A 14,810-nucleotide genomic window follows, 5' to 3' on the forward strand; every position below is an offset into this window, starting at 1 on the left:
ATGAATAACGTATTTTCAATATTTCATCATGCAGCTCATCCTATACGAATACAAGGCAATATTCTTGAAGTGATGTTGCATGGTGTATTTATTGGAGAAATTTGCCTATTAAAAGATTCTATTATTAATGGGGAAATCGTTGGTGAAGCGATTGTAATTGGCTTTCGCAACGGTATTACGATTTTAAGTATGATGGGAAGCTCACAAGGTTATTCTTTGCAAATAATCGTAGTACCAACTGGTAATGCATTTTCTGTCGCTTTAAGCCCTAATATTTTAGGGAGTATGATTGATATAAAAGGTAATTATTTATTACGCTTCAATGATAAAAAAATGGTAGAGGAAAACTTCTATTCATATTTGCCTATTGATGGTCATCCTCCCTCATTTAGTGATCGTCGCCCTATCACAGAAATATTTGAATCTGGTGTTCGAGCAGTTGATGGTTTATTAAGCTGTGGATTAGGACAGAGAATGGGGATCTTTGCCAGTGCAGGAACAGGTAAGACTATGTTGATGAACATGTTTATCCGTTTCTCTCAGGCTGATATTTTTGTTATTGGACTTATTGGTGAAAGAGGCCGAGAAGTTACCGAATTCGTCGAGGAATTAAAAAAAGACAAACGATGTGAAAAAACGGTATTAATTTGTTCTACCTCCGATCAACCTGCAATAGAACGTTGTAATGCGGCATTAGTTGCCACTACGGTTGCTGAATATTTCAGAGAACAAGGTAAAAACGTCGTATTATTTATTGATTCTATGACGCGTTACTGTAGAGCATTAAGAGATGTAGCTCTTACAGCGGGCGAACTTCCTGTTCGTAAAGGTTATCCTGCTTCTGTCTTTGATAAATTACCCGCAATTTTAGAAAGACCAGGCGTGACTCATCAAGGCTCCATTACGGCATTTTATACTGTCTTGCTCGAAAGTGATGATGAACCAGATGCCATCGGTGAGGAAATCCGTTCTATCCTTGATGGACATATCTATCTTTCACGAAAAATAGCTGCTTCAGGCCATTATCCAGCTATTGATATTTTAGGAAGTGTAAGTCGTATTTTTCAGCAAATAACGGATACTGAACAACAAAAAGCCGCATTAAAAATAAGACAAATATTGATGCGTTTGCAGGATATTAAATTATTACAAGAATTGGGCGAATATCGTGTAGGTGAGAATGAGTTAAATGATATGGCCGTCAATAAGCAATCAGCAATAGAGGCTTTTCTTATTCAGTCATTTAAAGAAAAGGCAGAATATCAACAAACACTAAAGCAACTTTATGCGCTTACCTCTTAATCAGCAATATTTGATAAATGCCATTGCAAAGCGCCAGCAAAGAATAGAGAAAGAACAACAAAAGTATCAAAAATTAATAAAAGAAGCAGAAATTAAAAAAGAAGAACAAGCCTCACTGGCATCGGCATTAGAAAAAGAGATCCCATTTTATGAAAAAGCAGGAAGTTATTCGACGCTCTCTTTAAATCAACAGAAACGTAAACAAGCGATTGTACTAGCTTCGTTAAATATATCTATTACGCAAATTAAAGAAATAGAGCATCAATTAGAAAAGCTAAAAAAAGGGAGTTTATTTTTAAAAAAAGAAAGAGAAGTGGTAATCAAAAAACAAAATAAAATGAAGCGTTATCTTGAAAGAAAAGCATTAGAAAAAGAGTTATATATTGAAAGATTAGAAAAAAATGAAATTCAGGAGATGGTGTTGTATGATATTCATAAAGACAGATAATTTAATATTAAATAGATGTTTAATAAATGAACAAAGTAATGAGGTTAAATCTACTTTTTCTAAAAAATCATCACCATTCTCTATAGTTGTTGAGTTGTTGAATATTGAAAAAGAGAAATTTTCCTCTGAAGAGTTTAGTAAAATAAAACAAAAACTAGATTTTTTTCATAATCTTAATTATAAGAGAACTACTGATATAAAAGAAATTTCAAAAATAAACTCTAATAAATCAGTTGATGAATTAGAAGATAAAAAAGAAAAAAGAGAAGAAAGTGAATATTTGAATATAGAGGGGTTATTATTAACTCAAAGAAAGATATATTCACAAATTTGCTCCTTTGAAAAAGGATGTAAAATAGAAAAAAAAAGCTTATTTCATTATGGAAATAAACCAAATCATGTCGCTAATAATGTTATAATTGAAAATGATTTAAATCTACCGATAAGTTTAAAATCTAAGCAAGAAAAAAAAACTGATATTTCTGCAGATAAAAACGAATTAAAAATAAATCCTAATAATTTAACTCATAGAGCAAAGGACGAAAAAGTTAATCAAAAAGCAGAGAAGCAAAACGAGACTAATAAAATTAATGAGCATATTGAAAATGAACGTTATCCTAATGAATTAAAAACGAAAAAAATTAAAAATAAAATCACATTAAAAATTGAAGAGAATAAATTAAATACTAAAAATGATTTAATTGTTGAAAATAACAATCTCTTTGAAAAAGATAACTATCAGAATAATAAAGAAATAAATAACAAATCCATTAAAAAAGATGTTGAAAATAGAAATTCAAATGTAGAAAATCTAAGTGGCATTCTCCCAGCTAGTTACATAAAACCTGAATTTCAACAAGCTTCATCAGGATCATCATCTTTTAAAAGAATACTTGATATACCCGCCTTTAGTATTCTTTATAAAAAAGTATCCGTAGTATCTCAGCCTCCTAGTATTACTTATGTTTTTAAAAAATGGGGAAGTGAATTTCATCAAATGAAAGTGAATTTTGATATTGACAAAAAGATCCAATTAATTGCTTCTACTGGGCGAGTTTATCAATCTTCTTTAGAAAATTTTAACCAATATCAAGGTCGATTATCTCTTTTATTAGAGAATGATAATAGTCACTGGCATATTAATGCGATAGATCCTTCTTCTGAAAATAAAGAAGATGATAAATGATAAAGTTAGATCTTAAAAATAGTATTAACAAGAAAGAAGATAGCTATTTAATGAATATTTTATCATCTTTATATACATCTCAGTTACCTATTTCTTCGGCTCATTACTTTAAAATAAAGGGTAATAATACATTAGGTTCATTTACAGGTATTGTCGAAGTTAGTCAAGTAATGGATAAAGTTTATCCGGAGAAGAAAATAGATTGGGAGCTTATTCCGGAAGCTTATCTCTATACACTGTTCTCACAAAAATGTTCACAAATATTGTTTCCTTTTTCGAAAGAGCCTGTGTCATTAATCGTTGATAATATCTGTTTAGGAGATCAAGAAAAATCTAGCTATCCCGTTATTAATACTGAAATTGGTGACATATTTATTAGTTCCTTTGATCAATATTATGAATGGATATTGTCATCAAAAAATAAAGTTAGTGCTATTGCTCAATATCAGTTTGGCAAAAGCACAATGTCATTTTCATTATTAAAAACGCTCTCTTTGGGCGATATCGTGCTGATTGATAGCGTGGATTTTTCACTCATTATTGGTGAAAAAAAATGGATGCGTTATCGGTGGCAAGAAGGAGAAAATACTGTGACTTTAGATGAAAAGTTATTTGCTAATGAAGCAGAACATGAAGAGTTAGTTGAAGATACGGAAATTACATTACAAAAAAATATAGAGCTAAAAGCGATTAAATCTATTCCAGTGACTCTCTCTTTTTTGCTTGCAAGTAAAATGATGTTACTTGAACAAATTGAAGAATTAACACCGGGACAACAAATTATTTTACCTGATAATGCATTACGTCATATTACATTAATTGCTAATGGCGTTGCTATTGCTCAAGGGGAATTAATTAAAGTTGGTGAGCGATTTGCTGTTGAAATTCAACGTGCTTATTTAAAGCAAGATTAAAGATATGGAAAGTTCAACAACACTCATTTTAACATTAGCATTAGCCACATTAGCACCTTTCATCATTGCTGCTGGGACTTGCTATTTAAAATTTTCTATTGTGCTTGTTATGACTCGTAACGCTTTAGGGGTTCAACAAGTACCTTCAAATATGGTGCTTAATGCGATTGCATTAATGATGGCTCTATTTGTGATGACGCCAATAGCAAAAAATACCTATCAATATCTTATTGAAAATCCAATTGATATAACTTCTCCGAATTCATTTGAACAATTTTCAGATGATGCGTTAGTGGAATACAAGCGATATTTATACAAATATTCTGAGCCTGAATTATTAGATTTTTTTGAACAAGCACAAGGTAATCGACCTGATAGTTATGGTGATAAAGAAAACATAGAAAACTCGTTATTATCGTTGCTTCCCGCTTATGCATTAAGTGAAATAAAATCTGCTTTTATCATTGGATTTTATCTCTATTTACCTTTTATTGTTATTGATTTGGTCGTTTCCTGCATTCTATTAGCTTTAGGTATGATGATGATGAGTCCAATTACATTATCCGTACCTTTGAAATTAATTTTATTTATCGCTATGGATGGTTGGACTCTTCTGGCTAAGGGATTAATTAATCAATATCTTGACCTCATGGCGGTAAGATAATGGATATGGTCTATGCTGCAAATAAAGCTGTTTATTTAGTGATATTACTTTCAGCTGCACCTATTGCAATAGCAACATTTATCGGATTGGCAATAGGCCTTTTACAAACCATCACCCAAGTCCAGGAACAAACATTACCTTTTGGTGTAAAGCTTGTTGGTGTTTTTGTTTGCCTGTTAGTTACTATGGGTTGGATGGGTGATAAAATATTAGTGTATGCCAAAGAGATGATGACGTTAGGATTAGCAGGATAAATGAAATGTTAATACTGCTAGGGTATATACAGGTTTATTTAGTTGATCTCTTTCTCCTTGTTGCTAGGTTATTTCCTACTTTTCTTTTTATTCCTTTTTTAAATAGTCGGGTACTCAATAGCCAGCTTTTAAAGTATATTATTATTTTTTATATTGCTATGGGAATCAAGCCAAGTATTCTAATTACTGATGAAATAAGAAATACATGGGAAATAATAATTTTAAGTGAGTTAATTCTTGGGATCTTAATTGGACTTCTGTTTGCTACACCTTTTTGGATTGCATCTGCTTTTGGTGAATTTGTTGATAACCAGAGAGGAGCGAGTATCGGGGATACAATTAATCCAACAACAGGAATTGAATCTTCTGAATTTGCTTCATTGACTGGGTTATTTTGTGCGGCTTATTTTTTATCGGTAGGAGGACTAACCTCATTAATGAGTACGATAAAAGATAGCTATGATGTATTTCCACTTGGTTATTTTAATAAAGAGATTGGTTATTCTTTTATTGGTCATTGGCTGAATGACATGATCCGCACTGCAATTATTTTAGTATCGCCAGTTCTTATTATTATGTTTTTAAGTGAAGTTGCGTTGGGTGTTTATTCTCTCTTTTGCCCTCAATTAAATGCTTTTTCTCTGTCATTATGTATAAAAGGAATTATCGCATTTATATCTCTACTTTTGTTCTTTGCTTCAGCAATGACAACAGAGCTGTATGAATTTTTTAATAATAGATATTTTTATACTATTTTCATGAGTATTTATCATGGCTGAAAAAACAGAGAAACCCACCCAGAAAAAACTCGATGATTCTGCAAAGAAAGGGCAAAGTTTTAAAAGTAAAGAATTAACATCAGGGCTTGTTTATCTTATTGGTATTATGTATTTATTTCATCAAGTTAATTTAGATGAATTTAGTCATTTTTATCAATCTCTTTTGCTTCATCCAACAAATATTACGCTAAAAAGTTATATTAATGTAATATCAAAATTATTCTTTGATATTATATTACCAATACTTGCTGTTACTTTTTTATCTGGAGCAATTCCTTCCTTATTTGAGTCGCGTTTTAAGCTTGCTACTGAAGCTATTAAACTGGATCTTAATCATATAAATCCTATCTCTGGATTTAAAAAAATATTTAGCATAAGAACAGTTAAAGACTTTTTAAAAACATTATTATTTATAGTTATATTTTTAGTGACTTGTTATGTTTTTATTATTTTACATGGTTCTGAAATATTTATATTATATCGTACTAATTTAAATATTATTATTGATAAGTGGTGTTCACTTGTCATTAGCTTTATATTTGTTTTTTTTATTCTCTCAATACCTATTCTTATTCTAAATATTATTGCTGATTTTTTTATTTTTATGAAAGATATGATGATGGAAAAACATGAAGTTAAGCAAGAAAATAAGAATATGGAAGGCGATCCTGAAATAAAATCAACACGCCGACAGCTACATCAAGAATTATTGGATGAGCCGATGAAAAAAGTGATCCGTGATTCATCAGCCGTTATTGTTAATCCTACTCATGTGGCAGTAGGTATTTATTTTGATCCCGAAAATGGCATCATGCCATTGGTATCATTAAGTTGTATTAATGATAAAGCATTAGCCGTGAAAGCTTATGCTAAGAAAGTGGGTATACCCGTTATTCGCTATCCTGAATTAGCGAGAAAAATTTATCATAAATATCATTTATTTGAAGTAATGATAGATCAAGATCTATTAGATGTCATGGATATTCTTATTTGGCTTAAGAGAATTGAGATTGACGGATTATTAAGAGAGGAAATGGATTATATAAATCACCAATAAATCCATTGAATGCATTCATAATTTAATTATAAAAATAATATATTTATATTTGTAAATATAGGCGTGTGTTTTATTAAAGAAATTAAATAATGAATAAATTATTATTTAATTATTAATTATTCATCATAGATGAAAGGATTAACATCATGTCAGCATATAAAAAAATGTCAGAAAAAGAGCTTGATCAATTAGCAAGCTATATTGTTTCTATTGCTCAAAACGGGGCTTCACTCAAGGATGAGAGCACGATCCCAGAAGGATTTATGGAAGGAATTTATTCATTTGCATATGACTTTTACCAGAAAGGAAAACTGGATGAAGCCGAAGCTATTTTTAAATTTTTATGCCTCTACGATTTTTATAATGTTGACTATATTATGGGGCTCGCCGCGGTTAAACAATTAAAAAAACAGTATCAAGTCGCCATTGATCTTTATGCATTAGCTTATTTGAATGCAAAGGATGATTACAGACCAGTCTTTTATGCGGGGCAATGTAATTTATCATTAGGTGAAAAAGAAAAAGCTAAATATTGTTTCGATCAGGTGTCAAAAAATATCAATGATCTCTCTATAAAAGAGAGAGCCGATGTTTACTTAGGATCTTTAAAAGATGTGCCTCTTGTTGTTTTGAATACCGAGAAGGAAGAATAGCATGATTAAGGTTTATGATAACACAATATTATCTACACCTTTAACTTCTAAAGAGATAGATAAAATTACTAAAGATAACGTACAGCAAGCACAACAAATTAATGCGGCAAGTGAGCATCTTGTCGCATCACAATTCAAAGAAAAAGAAAATAATTTTTTAGCACCTTCACTTCGTGTGCCATTAGAGCAAAAAAAGAATAATCAAAGAATTAATATTAAAGATGATATTAAATATAAAATAAATGTTTTTTCAGAACAAAATGAAAATAATAATGAGACATTAAATTTTAATGAGATAAATAAAGTTAATAAAAGAAACAAAAAACTTAATATTCTTAGTGAGGAGAAATATCTATATAACAAAAAAGTAGAGGGAAAATTAAATACATATAAAAATAAATCATTACTACCTATACCTTCAGAGCCAATTAAATTAGAAAATAATAAAACAAGTAAAGATTATGATTTTTTATTCTTACAATTATCTTATCAAAATGTGATCCATCAAAATGTTTTAAATAACATTAAAGATCCAGATAAACTTGAGTACTATCTGGATAAGTTAGATAAACTATCTAAAGGCATTGATGGTTTAAAAGAACAAATTAATTCAGTTTTAGATGAAGTAAAAAATACTAAAAATGCTTATGTTGATTATTGGATGGAAATTTATAATCAGCTAAAAGATAATAATTTCAAAACAGAAGCAGAAGTTGAAAAGTTTTTAAAAAACAACAATATCCCAAGCTCATTAATTAAAGAATTACTCTCTGGAAATATTAAATCGAAAGAAGATACGGAAAAGTTACTTGAAAAAGCTTTTCCATTTATGAAGTTGCCTGATGATCTTTCAAAAATGTCATTAGATGAATTAGATAAATTATATGGAAAACTATCTGATTTTTTTGATGAAGCTTTTAAATATATGCCTAACGTGCCTATAAGCGACGATAAGATAAATAAAATTACGTCACATAGAGAAGAATTAAAAGCATTAATAAATAAGAAAGAAAATGAGTCAATTAAAGAAAAGCTGGAACAAATAAAAGATACCTATAGAACATTAACGCTTTCACAAAGTGCATTAGAGCTTGAAATAATGTCTGACTCATTATCAGGAATGGCATTGTTAACTTTTTTGTTGGCGAAAACAAGAGAATTAACATTAAAAGTAATGTTACAGCGAACTGAAAGTGAGCAAAAACTCTTTGAAGAAATGCAGGAAGTCACTGAAAAAACATTAAAAGATAAAATAGAAGATCAAAAAGCTCAAATTAAAAAGCAAGAGGAGATTCAATTTTGGGCTGGCATTGGTTTAAAAATTTTAGGTGGATTACTCGCACTTGTCGCAGGTATTGCTTCTATTTTTACAGCAGGTGCTTCAATGGCATTAATGGCTGTTGCGGTAACATTATTTGTCGCTGATGTGGCGTTAACTGTCGCTGATGAAGTATATCAAGCTATACATGATAAATCGTTTATGGACGAAATAATGGCACCTGTTTCAGAAGCTATTATGAAAGCGATAGATTCCATTGTTGATTTTTTAGCTGATGTAATTAATAGCACTATAGATGGATTAAAGGGATTGGGCTTAGATAAGAAAATGATTGAGGAGATGAAAAATTCAATTCAAGAAAAACTGAAAATGGCACTAAAAATAGCTATTACTGTTATTTTATTTGTTGCTGCAATGGCATTAAGCTTTGTAATTGGTCCTGCAATGAAAGGTATGACCAATGTTGCAAATAAAATATTTAATCAACAACTCAGAGATACATTAAAAAGAATATTGCATGATGCATTAGAATCTATGATGGGAAAAATGATTAAAGAAATCATTGTGCAAGCACTTGAAGAAGTAATGGAGAAAATTAATAAACAACTGACTAAGGATATTTCACAGAAAGCTATCACCATGTTAAATCGTACGGTGGTTATTTCTAAATTGGTAAACTCAACGGCAACAAATGCAGTTAATATTTATAGTAGCATTATTTCTGCAAAAATTTTGCAATCTATGGCAGATAGTAAAAAGTTGGAAGCCATATTAAATCTAATTCAAAAATTGATGGATAAGATAATGGAAAGTTATCATGAAAATATTGATACTTTAACTGAGATTTTAAAAAGCATGAGTGATAAATCTTCAGTGAGTAATAAATTAAAGTCAGATATTATAAAAAATATATCTATTTAATAAAGTCTATTTTTTCGAGGTTTATATATGAATATGAAAGTCAATAATGATTTTAAATTATTTAATAACTCTAAATTAGAATCGAGTGATATTAATGAGACTAAAAACTCTCTTAATGAAGAACAGTTACAAAGATTAATTGAACCTAAAGTAAAAGAATTTATAGAAAAAACAAAAGAAAATATAATACCAATTTTGTCAGAGCCAGAAGTAAAAACACCCACTATAAAAGACATATTAAAATCACTTGAAGTAGATAATGATAATGATATTTATGATCATATTAAAACTGAAAGCCTAGGAACGTTTGATTTTTTATCTGATGATATGATGAAATTAATTAATTTAATGGTTAGATATTTAGAAGCAATGATTAAGAAGTTTGAAGCATCTAGAGAAATGGGTGTTATGTTAATGAATGTAGAATTAAATATAGCAGAACAAATAAAAGATAATTTAAATAAAAAAGCAAATATTATGGTAGGTGCAGCCATTACTAGCGCAGGTATTTCAATGGCAATACATGGTATGGGAGCATTTGTTTCAATTAAAGGGATGGGAAAAAATCTAATAGGACACTCTAACCCTACTATGATTACTGGTAATCTAGTGACTACAACAGCAGATCCTTTGGCAAGAGTTGCAGATCAAACGATGCAGTCTCAAGGGATCATACTTGATGGTAAACAAAAAGTATTAGAAGCGAGAGGAAGTATTAACAATCATGTTATTAATAATAATAATGAAATGCAAAGAGAAGTTACTGAAATTATCAAAGCCTTAGTACAAGCTATTGAAGCTGTTATTCATGCTCAGCAAGATGTTGCTTCTGCTATTGCTTCAAAAGTATAAGAGGATAATTTTATGTCTAAAGCTATTGATTCAGGGATGTCTAATATAGCTGAGTATTTGGAAGTATCTTTATCAACGAGTGATGGTATTTCCATTCCTAAACGTAAAATAAAAAATTTCGATGAAATGGAAAGTTTACTTATAAATATAAGACGAGATTATAAAAATTTTGATCTTAATAGCTGGCTGATATGTAATGATTTAAAAGGAAAAACAGAGAGAGAAATATTTATCTCTCTCTCTGAACAATATAATAAAAATATTATTGGGAATAAAAAATGTTTGAATTCCATAGATAAATTATCACCACTGATAAAAGAAAAACTTTCTAATGATAACTATCCTACTGATTCATTGAGTGATTTCTTTCATGAAGTCAAACAATCCATTATTGTTGGTAAAAATGATTATTTAGATGTATTTAAATCTATTTTTTCTAATTATATGGATTATGTAAGAGAATTAAGAACGGCGATAACATCACTAAGTAAATATACCAAGGCAGGGAAAAAAGATGGGTATATTGCTGTTAATTTCATTGAATTCACAAGAGTATTAGAAAGTTTTAAAAATGAATATAATAGAAAAAATAAAGAGAAATTATTTTTTAACACTAAATTGTTTTTTGAATATCAGTATGATGGTAGTTATATAAGACACTTAAATAATCATAAAATAAATTATTCAAATAAAAAGCAAGTTGATCATGCTTTAAATGCAATAAGTAAATTGTTAATGGATGTAAAAGGAATTATACCAGCGAAAAAAGAAAATTTATTATCAGAGTGGAATAATATTGATGTGGATTTTTTTTATTATATTTCATTAAATGAATTAAATAAGATCTTAGATATAGTTAATGATAAAATAAGTAAAGAAAAAGAAATGACGAATGATGAAATAGAAAGTAAAAGAGAAGGTTTTATAAATGAGTATGTTAATAAATATCCAAAAATGGTTTTAAATTTTATTAATATGGATAAAAAAACAATTCTAAAACAAGCTGAATTCTATGCTAATGAAAATATAGAAAAATTAAAAAAAGAAAGAGATGAGAAGAGATTTAAAAATATCTTACAAACGGAATTTGATCTATTTAAAAAATCACTTGATGCTTTAGAAAAAAAGATAAATACTAATTTGGATGAACTTTCTAAAAAATATAGTTCAGCAAATAGTAATTATGATAACTTTGTGAAAATTGTCAGCAGTACAATTAATACATTACTAGAGATGGCAAAAGGTTTTTTGCGATTCTAAATTTTATATATTTAAAATTAAAAATTATTTATTAGAGAAAATTGTCCAATAATGCTAACACAGTATGTGATTTTAAATTCCTGTTTAAAATGACTTACTTTATTTAATTAATATTAAGAAGGTTAATGCTATGGATGCTACTATTGATTGTAATTTTTCTAAAAATAATAAAGTATACTTAAATTCTCAATTGTCTAATTTAATAGAATGTAATCAAGATGAATTTTTAATTAATTCTCGTTTATTATTCGAGTATATAAAAAGAGAGTATCAATATTTTTTTCTTAATGATTCTAAAGAAAATAAAAAATTAGAAAATAAATCTCAAAAAGGAAAATATCTTTCTCTTGATGAAGACTATGTGAAAAATTATATTAATAAAAAAAAGTGTTTAGATGAAATTAATGATATCTCTCGAGATATAAAAAATGCTCAATTAAAGAAAAATTATCCAACAGATTCATTGCATGATCTCTTTAATGATGTAAAACAATCCATTGCCGTGGGTAAAAATGACTACTTAGATGTATTTAAAGAAATATTCTCTAAATATATGGATTTTGTAAGAGAGTTAAGAGAAATATTATCTGAATTAGGTAATGCTACTAAGGCTGGAAGTAAAGATGGATATATCAATATAAATATTGATGAATTGCTTTATAAATTGAATGTATTAAAAAGCAAGTTGAATAAACCTGGGTTTTTTAGCGTATGGATGTTTTTTAATAAGGATGATGATGGCCGATTTTTTAGAATAATCAATGGTGAAAAAGTCTATTATGAAAGTAATACCGATGCTGATAACGCTGTGGACGCAGTAGATAAATTACTGAGTCAAATCAAAGGCATTACATCACAAAAAAATGATAATTCAGGAACGACTAGACCTAATATTTCTTTTTTATTTAATGTTGGATTAGATTTATCAGGGCTAGATAAATTAATTGATTATTTAAAACAAATGCCGCAAGGTGAGCATGATATATTACAAACTGAGTTTGATTTATTGAAGAAAACGTTAGATGCCTTTGAAAAAGGTGTTAATACAAATCTTGATGAACTTTCCAAAAAATATAGTGCAGCCAATAGTAACTATGATAATTTTGTGAAAATAGTGAGTAGTACCATGAATACATTATTAGAAATGGCAAGAGGATTTCTTAAATTTTAATTTTATATAAAGTAATTTTATGGAAAGTCAATTTATTTTAGGGATAAGAACGAGCTGATAGAGTATGAATATCAGCTCTTTACTTTATAACGAATGGTTTAAATTAGAATTTATATTCTACACCTAACCAGTAATTACGACCATCTTCCATATAACCTTGAGTATATTCATAAGATTTATCAAAAAGGTTATTAATAGAAGCATTAGCAGAAACGCCATAACCAAATTCATAATCTAAACGAAGATCAGTTTTTACATAACCTGCTAACTTGTCATTTTCATCAATGCGATTATAAGTCCAACCTTGTGCTTCTTCGATAATGGTAAAACGGACTTGTTCAACAGGAATAAATGTCATCCACATATAGGCTTTATGTTTTGGTAAACCTTCAACATGCGCTACTTGTTTTGGATCGCTATGAATATAGCTGTAGTTTAAGCCAAGCTCTAACCAATCAACCACATTACCTTTAGTACCTAAATCAAGACCAACATAGTCAACACGTCCGCTATTTTGGTTTTGGAAGAATGCTTTGCCATTACGATAAACCGTGTGTGCCATAATCGCATCACTGATACGGTTATAGTAAATGCTGGTTTGGTAACCCCATTTATCTGTAATGTGTCCTTCATAGGTTAGGTCGAAAGATAATGCACGTTCAGGATCTAAATCTGGATTGATAATTCCTTTTGATCCATCTTTTGGTTTTTCAGTGGTGTAACGCTCTTTTTGTGTCGGGAAGCGGCTGCGATCAGAAACAGAGAAACGAACGTTATCATTATTGGCTAATGAATATTTAGCCATTATCTCCCAGTTAAAGGCGGTTTGCTTATTATCATCAGCCCCTTTATCAGTATCAACACTGTCACGCCAGTCGTAGCTAATTGCACCTACTAAATCGAGATCATTAGTAGCTGCCCATTGATATTCTGTCGCTAAAGACCATGTTCTGTCTTTATAACGCATCCAATCACCATTTTTTTCTTTTTGAGAACGGTGAACGTCATCTTTCCAGTGTGCAGCAAAAGAGAGGAGGTCACTTTCACGTGTATCTATACCTAACTGTAATGCAGCACCGGTGCTGTAATCGTCATAGTGACTATAGTCTACGGTATTACCTTTTTTAGGGTACATATAGAGGGTATTTTCGAACTTATCGTGGTATGCACGGCTTTGCAGATTAATACCATCAGTGATTTGAGTGATACCGCTATAGTAGTAACTCTCTTTGTTGTAATCTGGCCATGCCCAATATTTATATTTACCTTTTGCATTAGCAGAAGTATTTGGTGGGCTATTTTTTTCACCGTCCTGTTTTACATAAGTCAGGGTATATTCGTCAGAAGCGCGTGGTGTCCAACCCACTTTGATCATGCCACGTTTATCATCAGTTGCCGAATTATCACGACGTCCATGAGTACCCGCAGCTGCATTATTTTCATCAGCACCAGGAATTGGCGTAAAGCGTTGTTTTAATTGACTACCACTGATTTGAATAAAGCCTAGATCATTGCGTGCTCCTAAACGGGCACTCATGTTATGGGCATAATCAGCACCACGAGCAAAACCTTGAGAATAAGCAATGCTTCCTTCTAATGGTTTTTTAGGCGTCGCCGTAGTGATATTAATTGCACCACCCATTAAGTTAGGGCCTTGTAGTAATGAGGTATAACCTTTGTTAACTTCAATACTGGCTAGATCGTTAGTGGTAAAACGCGCTAAGTCTAAGTTGCCATCATAAGGAACATACGTTGGAATACCATCAAAGAATACAGGTACTTGGCGGCTATCAAAGCCACGTACTTTAATGGTGTATTCATTACGATTGCCAGATTTTTGCATAACAACACCGGGTAATGTTGCAATGGCTTGTGCCGCATTCACTTTATTTTGTTCAAGCATCTGCTCTTGTGTTAACACGTCTGGGTTTGCCGCGATAGGACTACTCCAAACGGTTAATAAATCAGGCGTTGATTGCCCATAAGTGGTGTCAGCAAGTGCAATACTAGGCAGTAGAGCAAGAGATAAACAGTAGCATAGAGGTTTTAATTTCATCATTCCAATCTCAA

General features: G+C 30.2%; 14 protein-coding genes. 13 read left to right on the plus strand and 1 reads right to left on the minus strand.

Annotated features, from left to right (window positions below):
* From sctN to GWJ01_RS05120, 13 genes are all read left to right on the plus strand, one after another.
* Positions 1-1,302: a type III secretion system ATPase SctN gene (sctN, locus tag GWJ01_RS05060; RefSeq protein WP_109402422.1), complete on the plus strand. Its 1,302-nt coding sequence runs from the start codon at positions 1-3 to the stop codon at positions 1,300-1,302.
* The gene (locus GWJ01_RS05065; RefSeq protein ID WP_109402421.1) at positions 1,286-1,750 is read left to right on the plus strand and encodes a type III secretion protein; all 465 of its coding nucleotides are present in this window, start codon (positions 1,286-1,288) and stop codon (positions 1,748-1,750) included. The genes sctN and GWJ01_RS05065 overlap by 17 nt, the downstream gene beginning before the upstream one ends.
* Positions 1,728-2,936, plus strand: a complete 1,209-nt coding sequence (locus tag GWJ01_RS05070; protein ID WP_109402420.1) for a hypothetical protein — start codon at positions 1,728-1,730, stop codon at positions 2,934-2,936. Before GWJ01_RS05065 ends, GWJ01_RS05070 begins: the two co-directional genes overlap by 23 nt.
* The gene (locus GWJ01_RS05075) at positions 2,933-3,850 is read left to right on the plus strand and encodes a FliM/FliN family flagellar motor switch protein (protein WP_109402419.1); all 918 of its coding nucleotides are present in this window, start codon (positions 2,933-2,935) and stop codon (positions 3,848-3,850) included. Before GWJ01_RS05070 ends, GWJ01_RS05075 begins: the two co-directional genes overlap by 4 nt.
* 4 nt (positions 3,851-3,854) lie before the next feature.
* Positions 3,855-4,514, plus strand: coding sequence for an EscR/YscR/HrcR family type III secretion system export apparatus protein (locus GWJ01_RS05080; RefSeq protein ID WP_109402418.1), 660 nt, complete (start codon positions 3,855-3,857; stop codon positions 4,512-4,514).
* Positions 4,514-4,768, plus strand: coding sequence for a type III secretion system export apparatus subunit SctS (gene sctS / locus GWJ01_RS05085; RefSeq protein ID WP_036934456.1), 255 nt, complete (start codon positions 4,514-4,516; stop codon positions 4,766-4,768). Before GWJ01_RS05080 ends, sctS begins: the two co-directional genes overlap by 1 nt.
* A 5-nt stretch (positions 4,769-4,773) precedes the next feature.
* Positions 4,774-5,547 carry a type III secretion system export apparatus subunit SctT gene (gene sctT, locus GWJ01_RS05090; protein ID WP_109402417.1) on the plus strand — a complete coding sequence of 258 codons (774 nt, stop codon included), beginning with the start codon at positions 4,774-4,776 and terminating at the stop codon, positions 5,545-5,547.
* Positions 5,540-6,604: an EscU/YscU/HrcU family type III secretion system export apparatus switch protein gene (locus GWJ01_RS05095; protein WP_109402416.1), complete on the plus strand. Its 1,065-nt coding sequence runs from the start codon at positions 5,540-5,542 to the stop codon at positions 6,602-6,604. Before sctT ends, GWJ01_RS05095 begins: the two co-directional genes overlap by 8 nt.
* Before the next feature lie 146 nt (positions 6,605-6,750).
* A complete protein-coding gene (locus GWJ01_RS05100) occupies positions 6,751-7,257 on the plus strand; it encodes a SycD/LcrH family type III secretion system chaperone (RefSeq protein WP_161710774.1) in 507 nt (168 codons plus the stop codon).
* A gap of 1 nt (position 7,258) precedes the next feature.
* On the plus strand, positions 7,259-9,457 hold the full coding sequence (gene sctE / locus GWJ01_RS05105) for a type III secretion system translocon subunit SctE (protein WP_109402414.1): 2,199 nt from the start codon (positions 7,259-7,261) through the stop codon (positions 9,455-9,457).
* 27 nt (positions 9,458-9,484) lie between these two features.
* Positions 9,485-10,309 carry a type III secretion protein gene (locus tag GWJ01_RS05110; protein ID WP_161710775.1) on the plus strand — a complete coding sequence of 275 codons (825 nt, stop codon included), beginning with the start codon at positions 9,485-9,487 and terminating at the stop codon, positions 10,307-10,309.
* Positions 10,310-10,321: 12 nt separating this feature from the next.
* Positions 10,322-11,569, plus strand: coding sequence for an IpaD/SipD/SspD family type III secretion system needle tip protein (locus GWJ01_RS05115; protein ID WP_161710776.1), 1,248 nt, complete (start codon positions 10,322-10,324; stop codon positions 11,567-11,569).
* Positions 11,570-11,699: 130 nt separating this feature from the next.
* Complete coding sequence (locus GWJ01_RS05120; protein WP_109402410.1) at positions 11,700-12,740, plus strand: IpaD/SipD/SspD family type III secretion system needle tip protein; 1,041 nt, start codon at positions 11,700-11,702, stop codon at positions 12,738-12,740.
* A gap of 103 nt (positions 12,741-12,843) precedes the next feature.
* Here GWJ01_RS05120 and GWJ01_RS05125 read toward each other — a convergent pair whose 3' ends face one another.
* Positions 12,844-14,796 (minus strand): TonB-dependent receptor plug domain-containing protein, encoded by a 1,953-nt coding sequence (locus tag GWJ01_RS05125; RefSeq protein WP_109402451.1) that lies wholly within the window; start codon positions 14,794-14,796, stop codon positions 12,844-12,846.
* Positions 14,797-14,810: the final 14 nt, after the last annotated feature.

Source organism: Proteus sp. G2618 (genome assembly GCF_009915995.1).
Taxonomy (GTDB): domain Bacteria; phylum Pseudomonadota; class Gammaproteobacteria; order Enterobacterales; family Enterobacteriaceae; genus Proteus; species Proteus terrae.

Excerpts from the sequence above, each read along its gene's own strand:
- sctN (WP_109402422.1), top strand. The coding sequence starts at position 1 with ATGAATAACGTATTTTCAATATTTCATCATGCAGCTCATCCTATACGA.
- GWJ01_RS05065 (WP_109402421.1), top strand. The coding sequence starts at position 1,286 with ATGCGCTTACCTCTTAATCAGCAATATTTGATAAATGCCATTGCAAAG.
- GWJ01_RS05070 (WP_109402420.1), top strand. The coding sequence starts at position 1,728 with ATGATATTCATAAAGACAGATAATTTAATATTAAATAGATGTTTAATA.
- GWJ01_RS05075 (WP_109402419.1), top strand. The coding sequence starts at position 2,933 with ATGATAAAGTTAGATCTTAAAAATAGTATTAACAAGAAAGAAGATAGC.
- GWJ01_RS05080 (WP_109402418.1), top strand. The coding sequence starts at position 3,855 with ATGGAAAGTTCAACAACACTCATTTTAACATTAGCATTAGCCACATTA.
- sctS (WP_036934456.1), top strand. The coding sequence starts at position 4,514 with ATGGATATGGTCTATGCTGCAAATAAAGCTGTTTATTTAGTGATATTA.
- sctT (WP_109402417.1), top strand. The coding sequence starts at position 4,774 with ATGTTAATACTGCTAGGGTATATACAGGTTTATTTAGTTGATCTCTTT.
- GWJ01_RS05095 (WP_109402416.1), top strand. The coding sequence starts at position 5,540 with ATGGCTGAAAAAACAGAGAAACCCACCCAGAAAAAACTCGATGATTCT.
- GWJ01_RS05100 (WP_161710774.1), top strand. The coding sequence starts at position 6,751 with ATGTCAGCATATAAAAAAATGTCAGAAAAAGAGCTTGATCAATTAGCA.
- sctE (WP_109402414.1), top strand. The coding sequence starts at position 7,259 with ATGATTAAGGTTTATGATAACACAATATTATCTACACCTTTAACTTCT.
- GWJ01_RS05110 (WP_161710775.1), top strand. The coding sequence starts at position 9,485 with ATGAATATGAAAGTCAATAATGATTTTAAATTATTTAATAACTCTAAA.
- GWJ01_RS05115 (WP_161710776.1), top strand. The coding sequence starts at position 10,322 with ATGTCTAAAGCTATTGATTCAGGGATGTCTAATATAGCTGAGTATTTG.
- GWJ01_RS05120 (WP_109402410.1), top strand. The coding sequence starts at position 11,700 with ATGGATGCTACTATTGATTGTAATTTTTCTAAAAATAATAAAGTATAC.
- GWJ01_RS05125 (WP_109402451.1), bottom strand. The coding sequence starts at position 14,796 with ATGAAATTAAAACCTCTATGCTACTGTTTATCTCTTGCTCTACTGCCT.